General features: G+C 61.7%; 20 protein-coding genes. 14 read left to right on the plus strand and 6 right to left on the minus strand.

Features of this window, described 5'->3' with window-relative positions; genetic code table 11:
* Positions 1-199: 199 nt before the first annotated feature.
* The 6 genes from GH665_RS04385 to GH665_RS04410 all read left to right on the plus strand — a co-directional run bounded on the left by GH665_RS04385 (position 200) and on the right by GH665_RS04410 (position 6,583).
* Positions 200-1,234 (plus strand): methionine ABC transporter ATP-binding protein, encoded by a 1,035-nt coding sequence (locus tag GH665_RS04385; RefSeq protein WP_028200067.1) that lies wholly within the window; start codon positions 200-202, stop codon positions 1,232-1,234.
* Complete coding sequence (locus tag GH665_RS04390; protein WP_054037200.1) at positions 1,224-1,877, plus strand: methionine ABC transporter permease; 654 nt, start codon at positions 1,224-1,226, stop codon at positions 1,875-1,877. The genes GH665_RS04385 and GH665_RS04390 overlap by 11 nt, the downstream gene beginning before the upstream one ends.
* A gap of 47 nt (positions 1,878-1,924) precedes the next feature.
* Positions 1,925-2,725 carry a MetQ/NlpA family ABC transporter substrate-binding protein gene (locus GH665_RS04395; protein WP_153134827.1) on the plus strand — a complete coding sequence of 267 codons (801 nt, stop codon included), beginning with the start codon at positions 1,925-1,927 and terminating at the stop codon, positions 2,723-2,725.
* A 261-nt stretch (positions 2,726-2,986) separates the two neighbouring features.
* Positions 2,987-3,736: an electron transfer flavoprotein subunit beta/FixA family protein gene (locus tag GH665_RS04400; protein WP_153134828.1), complete on the plus strand. Its 750-nt coding sequence runs from the start codon at positions 2,987-2,989 to the stop codon at positions 3,734-3,736.
* A gap of 13 nt (positions 3,737-3,749) precedes the next feature.
* Complete coding sequence (locus GH665_RS04405) at positions 3,750-4,685, plus strand: electron transfer flavoprotein subunit alpha/FixB family protein (protein ID WP_153134829.1); 936 nt, start codon at positions 3,750-3,752, stop codon at positions 4,683-4,685.
* 107 nt (positions 4,686-4,792) lie between these two features.
* The gene (locus GH665_RS04410) at positions 4,793-6,583 is read left to right on the plus strand and encodes an acyl-CoA dehydrogenase (protein ID WP_153134830.1); all 1,791 of its coding nucleotides are present in this window, start codon (positions 4,793-4,795) and stop codon (positions 6,581-6,583) included.
* A gap of 153 nt (positions 6,584-6,736) precedes the next feature.
* On the opposite strand, the gene GH665_RS04415 is transcribed toward GH665_RS04410, so the two are convergent.
* Positions 6,737-8,023: a D-amino acid dehydrogenase gene (locus GH665_RS04415; protein WP_153134831.1), complete on the minus strand. Its 1,287-nt coding sequence runs from the start codon at positions 8,021-8,023 to the stop codon at positions 6,737-6,739.
* Between the two features lie 159 nt (positions 8,024-8,182).
* Here GH665_RS04415 and GH665_RS04420 point away from each other — a divergent pair, with 159 nt between their 5' ends.
* Positions 8,183-8,671: an Lrp/AsnC ligand binding domain-containing protein gene (locus GH665_RS04420; RefSeq protein WP_153134832.1), complete on the plus strand. Its 489-nt coding sequence runs from the start codon at positions 8,183-8,185 to the stop codon at positions 8,669-8,671.
* A gap of 100 nt (positions 8,672-8,771) precedes the next feature.
* Positions 8,772-9,923 carry a PA0069 family radical SAM protein gene (locus GH665_RS04425; protein WP_153134833.1) on the plus strand — a complete coding sequence of 384 codons (1,152 nt, stop codon included), beginning with the start codon at positions 8,772-8,774 and terminating at the stop codon, positions 9,921-9,923.
* A gap of 19 nt (positions 9,924-9,942) precedes the next feature.
* On the opposite strand, the gene GH665_RS04430 is transcribed toward GH665_RS04425, so the two are convergent.
* On the minus strand, positions 9,943-10,410 hold the full coding sequence (locus tag GH665_RS04430; protein ID WP_153134834.1) for an NINE protein: 468 nt from the start codon (positions 10,408-10,410) through the stop codon (positions 9,943-9,945).
* 120 nt (positions 10,411-10,530) lie between these two features.
* Positions 10,531-11,733, minus strand: coding sequence for a PQQ-dependent sugar dehydrogenase (locus GH665_RS04435; protein ID WP_246216138.1), 1,203 nt, complete (start codon positions 11,731-11,733; stop codon positions 10,531-10,533).
* A 172-nt stretch (positions 11,734-11,905) separates the two neighbouring features.
* Between GH665_RS04435 and rpsP the strand changes: the two genes are divergently transcribed.
* The 6 genes from rpsP to GH665_RS04465 all read left to right on the plus strand — a co-directional run bounded on the left by rpsP (position 11,906) and on the right by GH665_RS04465 (position 16,200).
* Complete coding sequence (gene rpsP / locus GH665_RS04440; RefSeq protein ID WP_006050280.1) at positions 11,906-12,160, plus strand: 30S ribosomal protein S16; 255 nt, start codon at positions 11,906-11,908, stop codon at positions 12,158-12,160.
* Positions 12,161-12,277: 117 nt separating this feature from the next.
* Positions 12,278-13,012 (plus strand): ribosome maturation factor RimM, encoded by a 735-nt coding sequence (gene rimM / locus GH665_RS04445; protein ID WP_153134835.1) that lies wholly within the window; start codon positions 12,278-12,280, stop codon positions 13,010-13,012.
* Positions 13,013-13,037: 25 nt separating this feature from the next.
* A complete protein-coding gene (trmD, locus tag GH665_RS04450) occupies positions 13,038-13,805 on the plus strand; it encodes a tRNA (guanosine(37)-N1)-methyltransferase TrmD (protein WP_064268506.1) in 768 nt (255 codons plus the stop codon).
* 143 nt (positions 13,806-13,948) lie between these two features.
* Positions 13,949-14,338, plus strand: coding sequence for a 50S ribosomal protein L19 (gene rplS / locus GH665_RS04455; RefSeq protein ID WP_012433948.1), 390 nt, complete (start codon positions 13,949-13,951; stop codon positions 14,336-14,338).
* A 92-nt stretch (positions 14,339-14,430) separates the two neighbouring features.
* Entirely contained in the window at positions 14,431-15,147 is a 717-nt protein-coding gene (locus GH665_RS04460; protein WP_028199262.1) for a CoA pyrophosphatase, read from the plus strand.
* Between the two features lie 114 nt (positions 15,148-15,261).
* On the plus strand, positions 15,262-16,200 hold the full coding sequence (locus tag GH665_RS04465; RefSeq protein WP_153134836.1) for a CobD/CbiB family protein: 939 nt from the start codon (positions 15,262-15,264) through the stop codon (positions 16,198-16,200).
* Between the two features lie 105 nt (positions 16,201-16,305).
* On the opposite strand, the gene GH665_RS04470 is transcribed toward GH665_RS04465, so the two are convergent.
* Genes GH665_RS04470 through GH665_RS04480 form a run of 3 tightly spaced genes read right to left on the minus strand, consistent with a single transcriptional unit; the run spans position 16,306 to position 18,854 of the window.
* Complete coding sequence (locus GH665_RS04470) at positions 16,306-16,626, minus strand: putative signal transducing protein (RefSeq protein WP_030101268.1); 321 nt, start codon at positions 16,624-16,626, stop codon at positions 16,306-16,308.
* A gap of 30 nt (positions 16,627-16,656) precedes the next feature.
* On the minus strand, positions 16,657-17,598 hold the full coding sequence (gene rsgA, locus GH665_RS04475; protein ID WP_153134837.1) for a ribosome small subunit-dependent GTPase A: 942 nt from the start codon (positions 17,596-17,598) through the stop codon (positions 16,657-16,659).
* A complete protein-coding gene (locus GH665_RS04480) occupies positions 17,595-18,854 on the minus strand; it encodes a M48 family metallopeptidase (protein WP_153134838.1) in 1,260 nt (419 codons plus the stop codon). The genes rsgA and GH665_RS04480 overlap by 4 nt, the downstream gene beginning before the upstream one ends.
* Positions 18,855-18,932: the final 78 nt, after the last annotated feature.

The following is an 18,932-nucleotide window of genomic DNA, read 5'->3' on the forward strand; positions in this document are numbered from 1 at the left end:
CGCAGCGGGCGCGCGCACGCGAGCGTCTCACGCCGGGCACGCCTCTAATGCTTTATGGTTATGAAAAGATCGTAATTGATTATTAAAGGGAATGACGGCGCTGCGGTAGAATCGCGGGTTCAAATCCCAATAAAAGCAACGGCGGCCGCTTGTCGGGAGCGCACAACGCTCGTTGGCAAACTCCGCCGTTTTGTTTTCCATGATCGAAATACGCAATATCTCTCAGCGGTTTGCCGGGCCCCGGGGCTGGGTCGAGGCGTTGCATAACGTCAATCTGTCGATTCCGGCGGGTGAGGTGTTCGGCATCATCGGCCGCAGCGGCGCGGGCAAGAGTACGCTCGTGCGTACCATCAACCTGCTGACGCGCCCGAGTGAAGGCAACATCGTTGTCAACGGCCGCGATCTGACGACGCTGCCCGCCGCGCAATTGCGCGAAGCACGTCGCGAGATCGGCATGATTTTTCAGCACTTCAACCTGCTGTCGTCGCGCACGGTGTACGAGAACGTGGCGTTGCCGCTCGAACTCGCCGGCATGAAGCGCGACGAGATCGAGGCGAACGTGTTGCCGCTGCTCGAACTGGTCGGCCTGTCGGCGCAGAAGGACCGTTATCCGGCGCAGATCAGCGGTGGGCAGAAGCAGCGTGTCGGCATTGCACGCGCGCTCGCGAGCAAGCCGAAGGTGCTGCTTTCCGACGAAGCGACCTCGGCGCTCGACCCCGAAACCACACGCGCGATCCTCGAACTGCTCAAGCGCATCAATCGTGAACTGAACCTGACGATCGTGCTGATCACGCACCAGATGGACGTGATCAAGCAGGTCTGCGACCGCGTCGCGGTGCTGGACGCAGGCCGTGTGGTCGAGGAGGGAAAGGTCATCGACGTGTTCCTGCAACCGCATCATGAAGTCACGCGCGCGCTGATCGGCGACGTGATCGCGCAGGAACTGCCGCCCGCAATGAAGGCGCGCGTGGCTGAACGCCTCAAGACCGGTAGCGGCCATTTGCTGCGCCTCGCATTCACCGGCTCGGGCGTCGATCAACCGATTCTGTCGGAAACGATTCGCCGCTACGAACTCGACTTCAACATTCTGCACGGCCAGATCGACGAGATTCAGGGGCAGGCGTTCGGCTCGCTCGCGGTGCTGGCGGGCGGTGAACCGGCGAAGGTGGCGCAGGCGCTGACGTATCTGCGCGAACAGGGTGTGGTGGTGGAGGAGCTGTCGTATGTTGAGTGAAATGTTCGATATGTTCGTCCAGTCGTTCTGGGAAACGCTCGTGATGGTGGGCATTTCCGGACTGGTCGGCGCGGCGGTCGGCCTGCCGCTCGGCGTGCTGCTGTATTTGACGGACCGTCAGGGCGTGCTGCAGAACATCGCCGTGAATCGTGTGATGGGGGTGATCGTCAACGCGGTGCGTTCCACGCCGTTCATCATTTTGCTGGTCGCCGTGATTCCCTTCACGCGCCTCGTGGTGGGCTCGTCGATCGGCACGGCTGCGGCCGTGGTGCCGCTGACTATTGCCGCGGCGCCGTTTATCGCGCGTCTGGTCGAGACGGCGTTGCGCGAAGTCGATCGCGGTCTGATTGAAGCCGCGCAGGCAATGGGCGCGACCACCAGCCAGATCGTTTTCAAAGTGCTGTTGCCGGAGTCGCTGCCGGGTGTGGTCGCCGGATTGACGATTACGTTCGTGTCGCTGGTCGGCTATTCGGCGATGGCCGGTGCGATCGGTGGCGGCGGGCTCGGGGATCTGGGCATTCGTTACGGGTATCAGCGGTTTTTACCGGAAGTGATGGTGACGGTCGTGGTGATCCTGATCGTCTTCGTGCAACTGGTGCAGTCGTTCGGGGATTGGCTCGTGCGTCGTTTGAGCCATAAATAAACAAGGGTCATCGGAACCCGCCAAGCAGAATCGAGAAAAGGTCCATCATGCAACGTCGTTTCATTCTCAAGCTGGCCGCCACGCTCGGCGCCGCGTCGCTGTTCGCTGCCGCCACGGTGGCTCACGCTGACGACACGATCAAGGTCGGCGTCACCGGCGGCCCGCACGCGCAGATCATGGAAGTCGTGAAGACGGTCGCGGCAAAGAACGGTCTGAACATCAAGATCGTCGAATTCTCCGACTACGTGCAGCCGAACGCGGCGCTTGCCGGCGGCGATCTGGATGCGAACAGCTACCAGCATGACCCGTACTTGCAGGCACAGGTGAAGGATCGCGGCTACAAGCTGATCCGCATCGCCGACACGGTCACGTACCCGATGGGCCTCTACTCGAAGAAGGTGAAGACGCTGGCCGAATTGCAGCCGGGCGCGAAGATCGCCGTGCCGAACGATCCGACCAATGGCGGCCGGGCACTCCTGTTGCTGCAAAAACAAGGTCTGCTGAAGCTGCGCGCGGATGCGGGTCTGAAGGCAACGCCGCTCGATATCGTCGACAACCCGAAGAAGCTGAAGATCGTCGAACTGGACGCCGCGCAAATCCCGCGTTCGCTGAACGACGTGGACGCCGCCGCGATCAATACGAACTTTGCGATGGAAGCGGGCCTGAAGCCCAAGCAGGACGCCATCGCAATTGAAGACCCGAAGGGTCCGTACGTGAACATCATCGCAATCCGCGAAGCGGACAGGAACAAGCCGTGGGTTGCGAAGCTGGTCGCGGCGTATCATTCGCCGGAAGTGAAGCAGTTCGTCGAAAGCAAGTTCGGCGGGTCGGTGATCACGGCCTGGTGATTTGACGGCCGGTTGTTCGGCCGTTTTCCAACTGTTGGCATGGCAAGACACGGCGGCAATGCAAAATTAGAGTCGTAAGTCTTAACCCGGGGTTGTCGCCCGGGTTTTTTCGAGATTAAAATAGAACGATCGTTCGATATTGCCGTCACGCCGCTGAGGAGCGATATCCTCCTGCTAGAGCGCCCGCGACACGGCTGCTGCGAAAGGGCAGTCGTTATAATGTTCGTTGGGTTGACGTATTCGTAACTTTGGAGCGTGTGCATGAAAATCCTGGTGCCAGTGAAGAGAGTGGTCGATTACAACGTGAAAGTCCGGGTGAAATCGGACGGCACGGGCGTCGACATCGCGAACGTGAAGATGTCGATGAATCCGTTCGACGAAATTGCGGTTGAAGAAGCCGTGCGTCTGCGCGAAGCGGGCGTGGCGACCGAAGTGATTGCCGTGTCGGCGGGTGTGGCGCAAGCGCAGGAAACGCTGCGCACGGCGCTCGCGATCGGCGCGGACCGCGCGATCCTGATCGAGTCGAATGAAGAATTGCAGCCGCTGGCCGTGGCCAAGCTGCTCAAGGCGCTGGTCGACAAGGAACAGCCGCAACTGGTGATCCTCGGCAAGCAGGCGATCGACGACGATTCGAACCAGACCGGCCAGATGCTGGCTGCGCTGGCGAATTTGCCGCAAGCCACGTTCGCCTCGAAGGTGGTCGTGGCCGACGGTAAGGCGACGGTGTCGCGCGAAGTGGACGGCGGCGCGGAAACGCTGTCGCTGAGCCTGCCGGCCGTGATCACGACCGACCTGCGCCTGAACGAGCCGCGCTACGTGACGCTGCCGAACATCATGAAGGCGAAGAAGAAGCCGCTGGAAGTCATCAAACCGGAAGACCTCGGCGTTGATGTGACGCCGCGCCTGAAGATGCTGAAAGTCGTTGAGCCGCCGAAGCGTTCCGCCGGTGTGAAGGTGCCGGATGTGAAGACGCTGGTCGAGAAGCTGAAGACCGAAGCCAAGGTGCTGTGAGGAGACGGACGAAATGACGAATCTGGTAATTGCAGAACACGATAACGCGTCGATCAGGGCCGCGACGCTGAACACGATTGCAGCCGCGCAGAAGATTGGTGGCGATATTCACGTGCTGGTGGCAGGCGAAAACGCGCAGGGCGCAGCGGATGCGGCTGCGAAGATTGCAGGCGTGAGCAAGGTGTTGCTGGCTGACGCGCCGCAACTCGCAGCGGGTCTGGCAGAAAACGTTGAAGCCACGGTGCTGAACATTGCGAAGGACTATTCGCACATCCTCACGCCGGCCACCGCTTACGGTAAAAACATCGCGCCGCGTATCGCCGCGAAGCTGGACGTCGCGCAGATCAGCGACATCACCGCAGTGGACAGCGCCGACACGTTCGAGCGCCCGATCTATGCAGGCAACGCGATCGCTACCGTTCAATCGGCTGACCCGATCAAGGTCATCACGGTCCGCACGACCGGTTTCGACCCCGTCGCGGCCGTTGGCGGCAGCGCAACGGTCGAGAAGATCGAAGCAGCCGCCGATAGCGGCCTGTCGCAATTCGTGAGCCGTGAAGTGACGAAGCTGGACCGTCCGGAACTGACCTCGGCGAAGATCATCGTCTCGGGTGGCCGCGGTCTGGGCAACGGCGAGAACTACACCAAGGTTCTGGAACCGCTGGCCGACAAGCTGAACGCAGCGCTGGGCGCCTCGCGTGCCGCAGTGGACGCGGGCTTCGTGCCGAACGACTATCAGGTCGGTCAGACCGGCAAGATCGTCGCGCCGCAACTGTACGTGGCGGTCGGTATCTCGGGTGCGATCCAGCATCTGGCCGGCATGAAGGACTCGAAGGTGATCGTGGCGATCAACAAGGATCCGGAAGCGCCGATCTTCAGCGTCGCCGATTACGGTCTGGTGGGCGATCTGTTCACGGTCGTGCCGGAACTCGTGAGCGAGCTTGGCTAAGCGCCGCAGCGCCGGTTAAAAGGCGTCTGGCAGCACACGAAAGGGCGCGGGACCTATCAAGTCCAGCGCCCTTTTTTTATCGACAGACAGGCAGGAGGAGAACTGAAATGAGCTATACGGCGCCCATCAAGGACATGCTGTTCGTGATGAAAGAACTGGCCGGTCTCGAAGACATCGCGACGCTGCCGGGTTTCGAGGACGCGAACCTCGACACGGCTCAGGCCGTGCTCGATGAGTCAGCGAAACTGTGCGGCGAAGTGCTGGCGCCGCTGAACGTCGAAGGCGATCGCAATCCGAGCAGCTGGAAGGATGGCGTGGTTACTGCGACGCCCGGTTTCAAGGATGCGTTCCGCCAGTTCGGCGAAGGCGGCTGGCAAGGCGTGCAGCATCCGGTCGACTACGAAGGCCAGGGTCTGCCCAAGCTGATCGCCACCGCCTGTATCGAGATGCTGAACGCGTCGAACCTGTCGTTCGCGTTGTGCCCGCTACTCACGGATGGCGCCATCGAAGCGCTGCTCACGGCGGGCAGCGAAGAGCAGAAGCAAACCTACGTGCCCAAGCTGATTTCCGGCGAGTGGACCGGCACGATGAACCTGACCGAGCCACAGGCCGGCTCCGATCTCGCGCTGGTGCGCACGCGCGCCGAGCCGCAAGGTGACGGTTCGTTCAAGCTGTTCGGCACCAAGATTTTCATTACGTGGGGCGAGCACGATATGGCGAAGAACATCGCCCATCTCGTGCTGGCGCGCACGCCGAATGCACCGGAAGGCGTAAAGGGCATTTCGCTCTTCATCGTGCCGAAGTTTCTGGTCAATGAGGATGGTTCGCTCGGTGAGCGTAACGACGTACATTGCGTGTCGATCGAACACAAGCTCGGCATCAAGGCGAGCCCGACGGCGGTGCTGCAATTCGGCGATCACGGCGGCGCGATCGGGCACCTGATCGGCGAAGAAAATCGCGGCCTGGAGTACATGTTCATTATGATGAACGCGGCGCGCTTCGCGGTGGGCATGCAGGGCGTTGCCGTGTCGGACCGTGCGTATCAGAAGGCTGTGGCGTATGCGAAGGATCGCGTGCAAAGCCGGCCGGTCGATGGCTCCGCGAAGCAGTCGGTGGCGATCATTCAGCACCCGGACGTGCGCCGCATGCTCGCGACGATGCGTGGTCTCACCGAAGCGTCGCGAGCGTTGGCTTATGTCGCCGCGGCTCATTGCGATATCGCGCATCGTCATCCTGAGGAAGCCACGCGCGCTGAACATCAGGCGATCTACGAATACCTCGTGCCGATCGTGAAGGGCTGGAGCACGGAGCTGTCGATCGACGTGACGAGCCTCGGCGTGCAGGTGCATGGCGGCATGGGCTTCATCGAAGAAACCGGCGCCGCGCAGTATTACCGCGATGCGCGCATTCTGCCGATCTATGAAGGCACGACGGCGATCCAGGCCAATGACCTGATCGGCCGTAAGACCGTGCGCGACGGCGGCAAGGTGGCGAAGTCGCTGCTGGCCGGCGTGGCTGAAACGATCGAAGCACTCGGCGCACAACAGGGCGCTGCGTTCGAATCGATGAAGACGTATCTGGCGCACGGGCATCGTTCGCTGAGCGCGGTGGTCGATTTTGTTGTCACCAACACGAAGAACGATCCGAACGCGGTGTTCGCCGGCAGCGTGCCGTATCTGAAGCTGGCGGGTGTCGTCCTGGGCGGCTGGCAGATGGCGCGCGCGTTGCTCGTGGCCGCTGAAAAACGCGCCGAGGATCCGTCGTTCTACGGCGCGAAGATCGCGACCGCGCAGTTCTATGCCGAGCACGTGTTGCCGCTGGCTTCGGCGCTGGAGGCGTCGATTGTCAGCGCGAAGGGTGGGGAGAGTGTGCTGGCGTTGTCGGACGATCAGTTCTGATACTGCCTGTTTCTCGAGTCAGCTAGTAGAAGGAGAAGGCTCGTGCGTAAAAAGACAAACGGCGCCTTGTGGGCGCCGTTTGTCTTTGTCAGGCCGGTCTGTCTGCGATGACGAACCGGCTCAACCGCTCGCGAAGCGTTAAAGCATTAAACCTTATGCATAAGCCGGGCGATGCGCGCCGCCGGTTTCGCCGAGATAGCGATGCACCGACAGATCGTCGGCCTTGATCACCGGCTGCTTGCCTGACATCACGTCGGCCAGCAGTTGACCCGAGCCGCACGACATCGTCCAGCCCAGCGTGCCGTGACCCGTGTTCAGGAACAGGTTCGGCACGGGTGTGCGGCCGACGATCGGCGTGCCGTCCGGCGTCATCGGACGCAGGCCGGTCCAGAAGGTGGCTTTCGACGTGTCGCCACCGCCCGGGAACAGATCGTTCACGCACAGTTCCAGTGTTTCGCGGCGCGCCTCGCGCAACGATTTGTCGAAGCCGACGATCTCGGCCATGCCGCCGACACGAATCCGGTCGTCGAAGCGGGTGATCGCGATCTTGTAGGTTTCATCGAGCACGGTCGAAACCGGCGCTGACGCTTCGTTGACGATCGGTGCGGTGATCGAATAACCCTTGAGCGGATAGACCGGAATCTTCACGAGGCCGGACAGGAATTTCGTCGAGTACGAACCGAGCGCCACGACGAACGAATCCGCGCGCACCAGTTCAGCGCCGCATTGCACGCCGGCGATGCGGTCGCCCGCCATGGCGAGCGCGTCGATCGGCGTGTTGTAGCGGAACTTGACGCCCAGTTCTTCGGCCAGCGCGGCGAGGCGCGTGGTGAACATCTGGCAGTCACCGGTTTCGTCGCCCGGCAGGCGCAGACCGCCCGTGAGCTTGTGCGAGACCGCGGCGAGTGCCGGTTCGGCCTGCGCGAGTTCGGCCGGCGACAGCAGTTCGTACGGCACGTTGGCTTCCTGCAGCACGGCGATGTCTTTCGCGGCGCCGTCGAACTGCTGTTGCGTGCGGAACACCTGCAGCGTGCCACCTGTGCGGCCTTCGTACTGGATGCCGGTTTCGGCGCGCAGCGCCTGCAAACACTCGCGGCTGTATTCGGCGAGACGGACCATGCGGCCCTTGTTCACCGCATAACGGGACGACGTGCAGTTCTGCAGCATCTGCCACATCCATTGCAACTGGAATTGCGTGCCGTCGAGGCGGATTGCCAGCGGCGCGTGTTTCTGGAACATCCACTTGACGGCCTTTAACGGCACGCCCGGCGCGGCCCATGGCGACGCGTAGCCCGGCGATATCTGGCCCGCATTGGCAAAGCTGGTTTCGAGCGCAGGGCCGGCCTCGCGATCGATCACCGTCACTTCATGACCGGCACGCGCCAGATAATAAGCACTCGTCACCCCGACGACGCCACTGCCCAAAACGACGACTCGCATAACTGCTCCAGAGAAAGGTCTGAGGGCGGCGCGCTCGTCGATTCGTTGAATTCGTTCGATTAACGAGGTGTAACGCGGATCGCCCAGTGTTAACCGCTATACTATTAACAGTCAGGCAGGTTTTGTTATTGTATTTTCAAGATTTTCAGCAAAAACACTATGCGTACACAGCGCCAACCGGTCCGGGCTCTCGACAAACTCGATCACAAGATCCTGCGGCTACTGCAACAGGACGGCCGGATGGCAATGAAAGACCTCGCGGAACAGGTCGGGTTGTCAGTTACGCCGTGCATCGAGCGCGTCAAGCGGATGGAGCGCGACGGCGTGATCATCGGCTATCACGCCCGGGTGAACCCGGCTGAGCTGGGTGCTGCGCTGCTGGTGTTCGTCGAGATCACGCTCGATCACAAAAGCGGCAACATGTTCGACCAGTTCCGCCGCGAGGTGCAGAAGATCCCAGAGGTGCTGGAGTGCCACCTCGTGTCAGGCGATTTCGACTATCTGATCAAGGCGCGTATCGGTGAGATGGCCGATTACCGCAAACTGCTGGGGGACATCCTGCTGCAACTGCCTGGCGCCGTGCAGTCGAAGAGCTACGTGGTGATGGAAGAGATCAAGGAAACGCTGACGATTGCGGTTGGCGATTAGTTGGCCACGAAGGTCCTTAGCTGGGCTCGACAAACGGCGTAAACACTGTATATTTATACAGGTGTTTTGCGCCGTTTCTCGTTTTTTACGTGCTCCAGCCGTGACCGATTCCAACCCCGACCCCGACTTCGCGAACGAATTTCCGATCGCTCCGCCCGCGCCTCGCAAGGGGCGCGGCGCGGTAACGAACATGCAGGGCCGCTATGAAGTCGACCAGCGCGAAGGGGTGGACGACGGCTGGGTTTCGTCGTCCGAGGAAGACGGCGAGCCGAAGGTATTGCGCACGCAGGTGTTCGAAGAGCGGGTCAAGACCATTCTCACGCGCAATGCGTCGCCGGATATTCCGTTCAGCGTGTCGTTGAACCCTTATCGGGGCTGCGAACATGGCTGTATCTACTGCTTCGCGCGGCCGACACATAGTTATCTGGGGCTCTCGCCCGGTCTCGACTTCGAAAGCCGCATTTACGCGAAGATCAACGCGCCGGAATTGCTCGAGCGCGAGTTGTCGAAAAAGTCTTATGTACCCGAGCCGATCGCACTCGGCGTGATTACCGACGCCTGGCAGCCGGCCGAACGCGACTTGCGGCTTACACGGCGGGTGATCGAAGTGCTCAGCGAGCGGGAGCATCCATTTGCGGCGATCACCAAATCGTCGCTGATCGAGCGCGATATCGATCTGCTCGCGCCTATGGCGGCGCGCGGGCAGTTCATGGCGGCCATTACTATCACCACGCTGGATGCGGATATTGCACGCACGCTCGAGCCGCGTGCGGCTACGCCTTCGCGTCGATTGCGCACCATCCGTACGCTGAGTGAGGCGGGTATTCCCGTTGGCGTGAGCATCGCGCCGGTGATTCCATTCGTCACCGAGCAGGACATGGAGCGGGTGCTGGAAGCCTGTGCCGAGGCGGGCGCATGCAATGCAAGCTACATCGTGTTGCGCTTGCCGTGGGAAGTGGCACCGCTATTCAAGGATTGGCTCGCGGCACATTTCCCCGATCGTGCTGACCGGGTGATGAGTCGCGTGCGCGATATGCGGGGTGGGAAAGACTACGACTCGAACTTCTCCACTCGCATGAAGGGAGAAGGGTTGTGGGCAGACTTGCTGAAGCAACGCTTCCATAAGGCGGCGCGGCGGCTCGGGTTAAACCGGCGCGATCGCGGCATTCTGGATATGTCGCACTTCCGCCGGGTCGAGTTGGCGCGTGCGGAACCGCCGCCGCGGGACAATCCGCAATTGAGGCTTTTTTAGCGCGATGCGCGGCGGCAGCTTACTGCGACAGCGCTTTGGCGGCCTGAACCTGACTTTCGAAGTAAGTCTGAAACGAGATTGCGAGGCCCGTCATCAGCAGGAACGCACCGATCAGCAGCGAAAAAATCACGATGAAAATGACAGTCCAGCCCGAGCGGCTTTTGCGCTGGGTTTGCGGGTTGAACTGTGCGTCCCATTTTTCATCCGGACGCAGGCCATAGACGATCGCAGCCAGAAAAGCGGAAAGCAGCGAAACGGCGCCGAAAAAAGCCAGTACCCAGCCGAGCATCGAGGCCCGCTCGCTCGCCACCACCAGCATGGCGCCGGGAATCCCGATCAGCGTGCCGAGCAGATGAGCCCAGCCGTAAATGTCGCGCATGCCGTACAGATAGAAGCGGTGAGCACCGAGGCTGCCGAAGAAGAATGCGAGCGCAGCGGTAATCGTCTTGGATCTGAAATGCGAGGAAGTCGAAGCAAGGGTGGACATGGAGGCGAGAGCAGAGTGACAGGCGGCCGAAAGGAGCGGTGCGCCGGTGGGCGCGGACCGTCGGGCATTCTACGCCACGCCGTGTGGTGGTGCTCACGTGACAGGTGAGCGCGTCGATGGTTAAGGCGCGGAGTAGGTCACTCGGTAAACCGCGCCGGCGTAATCGTCGCTGATCAGGAGTGAACCGTCAGGCATCGGTTGCACGTCGGCCGGGCGGCCCCATACCGTTTCGCCGGGCTGCAGCCAACCCTCGGCAAAGACTTCCTGGCGCGCGTTGCTGCCGTCCGGGTTGGTGATCACCCGCACGACACGGTAACCGACCTTTTTGCTGCGATTCCACGAACCGTGTTCGGCGATAAAAATATTGTCCCGATAGGCGGCCGGAAACATCGAGCCGGTGTAAAAGCGCATGCCGAGCGAGGCGACGTGCGCCCCGAGTTTGACAACCGGTGGCGTGAAGGCGCTGCACGGATGATCTTTGCCGAATTCGGGGTCGGGCGTGTCACCGCCATGGCAGTAGGGAAATCCGAAGTCCATGCCGGCGCGTGGCGCGCGGTTGAGTTTGTCGTCCGGTACGTCGTCGCCCATCAGATCGCGGCCGTTGTCGGTGAACCACAGTTCGTGCGTTACCGGGTGCCACGCGAAGCCGACCGTGTTGCGAATGCCGCGCGCCACGACTTCATAGTGGCTGCCGTCCGGGTTCATGCGGCCAATCAGTCCAAAGCGGTCACGGTCTTTCAGGCAGACGTTGCAGGGCGCGCCTTGCGGCACGTACAGCTTGCCATCCGGTCCGAAAGCAATGAATTTCCAGCCGTGATGCGTTTCGGTCGGCAGTGTGTCGGTGACGACGGCCGGTTTGGGCGGGTCGTTCAGGTGAGCGTCGATCGCGTCGAAGCGTAGAATTTTCGACACCGCGGACACATACAGCGCGCCGTCCCGCCATGCGACACCGGCCGGCGTTTCCAATCCGGACGTAATCACGTGACGTGCTGTCACGTGCCCATCGCGCAACTCGAGCGCGTAGACATGGCCGTCAAGGCTGCCTATATAAAGGATGCCTTTCGGCGAGAGCGCCATACCCCGCGCGCTGGGTAGCGCGTCCGACAGAACTTCGATATGGAAGCCCGGCGGCAGTTTGATACGCTCGATCGGCAACGCGGCCAACGCCGGCAGGGCGGTGGCCGCAAGCAACAACGTTGCGCCGACTCGCAGGGTCTGAACGCGGGAGGCGCCCGAAAGGCCGGCAACTAGCGAAAATCCGGTGATTCGCCGAAAGACGGCGCGTGAAACGGAAAAAAACGCAGGTGGCAGCAGGAGTTTCATGGGCGCTCCGTCAGGTAATTCGGGCGTTTCGGCGCGGTCCAAGCCCCCCGCCTGTATGGCCGGCGCAACCCGGTCACTCAGTTTATCCCCGTAAGTGTTTGTTATGGCGTCGGTTTCCCGCTATAATCGCGTGTTTCAGTCGTTCCGCACCCCGGTTTTCAAGGATTCTAATATGGTCATCATCCGCTTGGCTCGTGGCGGCTCCAAGAAGCGCCCGTTCTACAACATCGTCGCAACCGATTCGCGCAACCGTCGTGACGGCCGCTTCATCGAACGCGTTGGCTTCTACAACCCGGTCGCTACGAAGGGTGAGTCGCTGCGTATCGCTCAAGACCGCCTGACGTACTGGCAAGGCGTTGGCGCACAACTGTCGCCGACCGTCGAGCGTCTCGTGAAAGAAGCGCAAAAGGCGCAGCCGGCTGCTTAATGGTAGCTAGCGGGCGTATCGTCGTCGGTTCGGCCGGCGGCTCGCGCAGCTTGCGTGAGCAGTCCGATGCGCGAGTTTTACTGAAGCAGACGTCGAAGTCGGCAGCGAGGTGTTCTTATGTCTGAGCGTGATTCCGGCGGTTCAGGTAGCGTAAAGGCAAAAGCGGCGGCCCCGCGCGCGAAGACGTCTGGTCAGGCGCCGTTCGGTGCATTCGTCCGCAAGCCGGTCGAAGGGGCCGAAGGCAAGGCGAAAGCCAAAGTTGCAAACGCCGCTTCCAGCGCAGCAGAAATGCGGGCGGAAACGGTGGAAAGCTGGCCGGCCGACGCGGTCGAGGTCGGTGCAATCGTCGACGCTTACGGCCTCAAAGGCTGGGTCAAGGTAGCCGCGCATGCGGATGCCGGACATGGCGGAGACGCGTTGCTAAGCGCAAAGCGCTGGTGGTTGCTGAAAGGCCACGAGCGCAAGTCGGCGCCGTCTTTACAGGCAAAAACGCATAGCGACAGTATCGTTGCCCATCTGGGCGGCGTCACTGACCGCGATGTTGCACTGGCACTGCGCGGCACGCGCGTTTACATCAGCCGCAGCGAATTTCCGGCCCTCGGGGCCGATGAATTCTACTGGGTCGACCTGCTCGGCCTGGATGTGGTGAACGTTGCCGGGGTCCACCTCGGCAAGGTTGCAGACATGATCGACAACGGTGCGCACTCGGTGTTGCGCATCGAATATCCGGATACCGACAAAAGCGGTAAGCCGGTCACCGGCGAGCGTTTGATCCCGTTCGTCGGCGTCTTTGTCAAAACGGTGGATCAGGCGGCGAAGCAGATCATCGTCGACTGGGAAGCCGATTACTAAATAATTTCGCTGACTGGAGAGAGCGATGCAGTTCGATGTCGTGACGCTCTTTCCTGACATGTTTCGTGCGCTGACCGACTGGGGTATCACCAGCCGTGCGGCGAAGCAGGAGCGCTACGGGTTGCGTACGTGGAATCCGCGCGATTTCACCACCGACAACTACCGCACAATCGACGATCGCCCCTACGGCGGCGGCCCCGGCATGGTCATGCTGGCCAAGCCTCTGGAAGACGCGATCGGTGCGGCGAAGGCCGCGCAGGCGGAGCAGGGCATCGGCGCGCCGCGCGTCGTGATGATGTCGCCGCAAGGCGCCACACTGAATCACGATCGCGTTATGCAGTTCGCGGCTGAACCCGGTCTGATCCTGTTGTGCGGGCGCTATGAAGCGATCGATCAGCGTTTGCTCGACCGTGTTGTCGACGAAGAAGTCAGTCTCGGCGACTTCGTGCTGTCCGGCGGCGAATTGCCTGCAATGGCTTTGATGGACGCGGTGGTGCGTCAGTTGCCCGGCGTGCTGAACGACTCGCAATCGGCGGTGCAGGACAGTTTTGTCGACGTGTTGCTGGATTGTCCGCATTACACGCGCCCGGAGGAATACAACGGCGTGCGTGTGCCTGATGTGCTGCTCGGCGGCCATCATGCGGAAATCGAAGCGTGGCGTCGGCGTGAGGCTTTGCGTAACACGTTGAACAAGCGGCCCGATCTGATCGTGAAGGCCAGAAAGAACAAGATGTTGAGCCGTGCCGACGAGGCATGGCTTACGAGTCTCGCAAAGGAAGCGTCGAAGGCGTAAAGCCTCGGTCTTTCGAGCGGACATAGGCGGCGCCGCACATGCGTGTACGGTGCCAGATGTGAACCCATCCTCTATCGGGGCCGTAGCCAAGTGTTTTCACGAGGCAGGTACGAACGCCGACAAGATGGACTTAGGAGTCAGTGATGAATCTGATTGCAATACTCGAGCAGGAAGAAATCGGCCGCGCCCTCGGCGAGAAGACCATCCCCGAATTCGCCCCCGGCGATACGGTGATCGTCAGCGTGAACGTGGTTGAAGGTACGCGCAAGCGTGTTCAGGCTTACGAAGGCGTTGTGATCGCCAAGCGTAACCGTGGTCTGAATTCGTCGTTCATCGTCCGCAAGATTTCGTCGGGCGAAGGCGTCGAGCGTACGTTCCAGACGTACTCGCCGTTGCTGGCAAGCATCGTCGTGAAGCGTCGCGGCGATGTGCGTCGTGCGAAGCTGTACTACCTGCGCGACCGTTCGGGCAAGTCGGCTCGGATCAAGGAAAAGCTGGTCGCCAAGAAAGACCGCGCTGCTCCGGAAGCGTAAAAGCTGTAAGAAAAAGCACCCTCGCGGGTGCTTTTTTGTTTGCCAGGTCAAAATAGCGGCATGTCCCCTATCCGCTCATTCCGAGAGACCCGTTGATCCGCCCCGCCTTTGAGCCTGAAACTCTGCCTGTCGAAGCGACGGGTGCCGATCTGCCGCCGGTGGTTGCCGGGCGCCTGACGCCCGATGGTCTGCGCGGGCGGTTCGAGCAGCGTCTCAGCTGGACGCCTGAACCGATTATCGAAGCGCCCTGGCGCGATAAGCACGTCGATCCGCGCGTGGCCGCCGTGCTGGTGCCGCTGGTTGTGCGCGACAACGGTCTCACCGTGCTCCTGACTCAACGTGCCGACCATCTGAACGACCATGCCGGCCAGGTGAGCTTCCCCGGCGGCCGCCACGAGCCGTTCGACGCCGACGCGACCGCCACGGCATTGCGCGAGGCGCAGGAAGAAGTCGGTCTCGATCCGTCGCGCGTTGAAATTCTCGGTGCGTTGCCCGACTATCTGACGGGCACCGGGTTTCGCGTGACGCCCGTCATTGGTCTTGTGCATCCCCCTTTCACGTTGAAAATGGATGCACTTGAAGTAGCCGACGTCTTCGAAGTCCCGCTCGCGTTTCTGATGGACCCCGCGCATCACGAGGAACGCGTGTTTCGTTACGAAGGCGGCGAGCGGCGCTTTTTCGCGATGCCCTATCCGCGGGCTGCGTCGGCGCAGACGGAAGATCGCGAGGGTCAACCGGGCGGCCATTATTTCATTTGGGGCGCAACGGCGGCGATGCTGCGCAACTTCTATCGCTTTCTCGCGGCGTAAGCCACGGCGGTCTGTGCAGTTGTTGGGTGTTTGTCAACGTCTGCGCTCAGTCGCATCCGACCCTGTGCTATCGTTATAAAACAATCGTAAAACTCGAAAAGCACGGCGCATCGCATGACTTTTTTCTCCGTATTGCTGGCTCTGATCATTGAACAGGTGCGCGCGCTGTCGCCGAACAATCCGGTGTCCGCGCTGCTTCAATACCATGCGGAGTCGGCGGCGCACGGATTCGATGCCGGCAAGCCCAGACATGGCCTGCTCGCGTGGCTTGTGGTGGTGGTGCCGTGGACGCTGGCTGTCGCGCTTGTCTACTACGTGCTTTACCACATTCACTTTGCACTGGCCTTCCTGTGGAACGTCGCCGTGCTGTACTTCACGCTCGGCTTCCGGCAGTTCAGCCATTACTTCACCGACATCCACCTCGCGTTGAACAACGACGATGTGCCGCGCGCGCGTGAAATCCTGAATGAATGGACCGGGCTCGACACTGTCGACATGCCCGTTAGCGAAATCGTGCGCCATACGCTGATTCATGCGGTGGTGGCCTCGCATCGGCACGTGTTCGGGGTGTTCTTCTGGTTCCTGATTCCGGTCGGGCCGGCGGGCGCGGTGCTGTACCGGATCGCCGAGTACCTGGCGCGCACATGGGCACGGCCAGTCGACGACCGCACGGTCGCGTTTTCGAGTTTTGCGCAGCGGGCCTTTTTCGTGATCGACTGGGTTCCGGCGCGGCTCACGTCGCTGGGTTTCGCGATTGTCGGCAATTTCGAGGACGCGATTTATGCGTGGCGCAACCACGCGCGCCAGTGGCCGGATGCGAATGACGGCGTGCTGCTGGCTGCGGGCAGTGGGGCGCTTGGCGCGCGTTTGAGTGGGCCGCTCGCTGAGCAGTCGAGCCTCGACGCGCTCGCCACAGGCGACGGTGGCCCGATGCAGGTCGGTGACGATTGCACGCCGCGCACGCTGCAATCGGCAGTGGGTCTCGTGTGGCGCGCGGTGGTGCTATGGATGATTTTGTTGTTGATGCTGACGATCGCGGTATGGCTCGCGTGAGTCAGCGCGCCGCTAACGCGATGCAATAAAAAAAGCCGGGTTCTTACCCGGCTTTTTTGCGCTCACCGCAGTGGCCTCACTACCTGCCACCCGAACCCGACTGCGTCACCCATCCAGCGGATCCCGTGCCGTTCCGCACTGCCAGCACACCGTGAACTGCGCTTCGAGCGTCTCCCCACACTGATGGCATCGCCATGAAGGCGAACCTGGCGCTGGTCCATGCGCAGCTGCGTCGATCAATCGTCGCGCCATCGCCTCGTCGCGTTCGTCGACAAGCCACAACTCCGGCGCGCACTGATCTGCCGGAATATCGCCGAGCGCGCCGTTCAGGTAACGGTTGTGCAACTCGCAAGCGATGCCCGCCGTCTCCAGCACATTGACCCAATGCTGTCCGATGATCAGATTCGGCGCGCGCATCAGTTTCATCGTGAATCCGTGGGTTGAAAGCGACGCGCGTTAGCGCACGATCTGACTGGCTTCATGCACGAGTTGCGCATACAGTGCATGCCGTTCGCGCCGGATCCGGCCATCGGCAACCGCTTCGAGAATCGCGCAACCCGGCTCCTGCAAATGATGGCAATTGTAGAAGCGGCAGTTTGGCAGCAACGGCCGGAACTCGGGAAATGCGCGTTCGAGCCTGCCTTCGGTCAGGTGATGCAGACCGAATTCCTGGAAACCCGGCGAATCGATCAACGCGCCGCCGTCGGCACCGGGTAAAGGATAGAGCCGCGTGAAGGTGGTGGTATGCCGGCCGCTGTTCAGTGCGGTCGAGATCTCACGGGTGGCGACTTCGGCATCTGGAATCAGCAGATTCACCAAGGTCGATTTGCCCATGCCCGACTGGCCGAGCAGCAGCGTCGAATGACCTTGCAGATGTTCCAGCAAAGCAGGTCGTGCGGTATCAGGTTGCGTCTTGATCGAGACTTCGACCACGGTGTAGCCGAGCGCACGGTACGGTTCAAGCCGTTTGCGCGCGCCCTCCAGCGCACCGGTCACGTCGATCTTGTTGAGCACGATCAACGGCTTCAGTTCGTTCGCTTCGGCGGCGACCAGCGCACGGCCGAGCAGGTCTTCGCTGAAATGCGGCTCGGTCGCGAGCACGATCAGCAACTGATCCAGATTCGCGGCAAACAGCTTCGACTTGTACTGATCCGAGCGATACAGCAGATTGCGACGTTCGCCGATCTCGACGATCACGCCCTGATCCGCTGAAGTCGGCTCGTAAATCACGCGATCGCCGACCGCCACCTCGCTGCGCTTGCCGCGCGGGAAGCACTGGAGCATCGGGCCGCCGTCTTCCGGGGCGACCAGGTAGTGGCGCCCATGCGCGGCAATCACGAGCCCGCCTACGCGGGTGCTGGACGGCGCGCGCGGCGCTTTCGGGGAGCGGCCGCTCATGCGTGCCGCAGCAGGCGGTCGATCCGCTGCGACGCCGGCGGATGCGAGTAATAGAACGCGGTATAGATCGGATCGGGCGTCAGGGTCGACGCGTTGTCCTCGTATAGCTTGACGAGCGCGTTGACGAGGTCTTGCGCATCGGTTTGCGTGGCGGCGAAGGCGTCGGCTTCGAACTCGTGCTTGCGCGAACTGAGGCTGCCGAGCGGCGTGACAAAGAACAGGAACACCGGCAGCGCGAGGAAGAACAGCACCAGCGCGAGGCCGCTATTGCCGCCGATCAGCGACGGCCGCACGCCTAGTCCTTCGTAGAACCACACGCATTGCGTCAGCCAGCCGAGCAGGGCGAGCATCACGAGACTGATCGCGAACGTGACGATCATCCGTTTGATCACGTGACGGCGCTTGAAGTGACCGAGTTCGTGCGCGAGCACCGCTTCGATCTCGCTGCCCGACAGGCGCGCGATCAGCGTGTCGAAGAACACGATCCGCTTGGCCGCGCCGAAGCCGGTGAAGTAGGCGTTGCCGTGTGCCGAACGGCGGCTGCCGTCCATCACGAACAGGCCCTTCGCGGCGAAACCGCAGCGCTGCATCAGTGCTTCGATGCGGCTTTTCAGCGCTTCGTCCTTGAGCGGTTCGAACTTGTTGAAGATCGGTGCGATAAACGACGGATACAGCACCAGCACGAGCATCTGGAATGCGACCCAGACGATCCACGTCCACAGCCACCACAGGCTGCCGGCCTGGTTCATCAGCCACAGCACGACGAACAGCAGCGGCAGGCCGAATGCGGCGCCGAGCAGCAGGCCCTTGAGACGGTCGAGGAAGAAAATACCCTTGCTCATCCGGTTGAAGCCGAAGCGCTGCTCGACCACGAATTGCCGGTAGTACTCGAACGGCAGATCGATCACGCCGGTGATCGCGATTACCGCTGCGACCAGTACGATCTGGCCGACGTAGCCGCGGCCCAGCCAGTCCGAGATCGCCAGATCGAGTGCCTGAACGCCGCCCAGCAGCGTCAGTCCGATCAGGACGGCAGCGCCGACGACGACCTCGATCATCGCCAGCCGTGTGCGTTCGATGGTGTAGTCGGCGGCGCGCTGGTGCGCGGTGAGCGCGATGGTGCCGGCAAACTGGCTCGGCACCTGCTCGCGATGGCCGGCGACGAAGCGGATCTGCCGCGACGCGAGCCACAGTTTGGTGCCGACCATCGCCACGACGGCGACGACGAACAGGACGGTGAAGTACAGGGTGGGCATCCGGGGATTCCGTGGTAACTATGCGAGAATTATATGTTTCTTCCCGCCTCGTGGCGGGAGGGTAAGTCCAAAACTGGA

Origin of the sequence: Paraburkholderia agricolaris (genome assembly GCF_009455635.1) — a bacterium.
Lineage (GTDB): Bacteria > Pseudomonadota > Gammaproteobacteria > Burkholderiales > Burkholderiaceae > Paraburkholderia > Paraburkholderia agricolaris.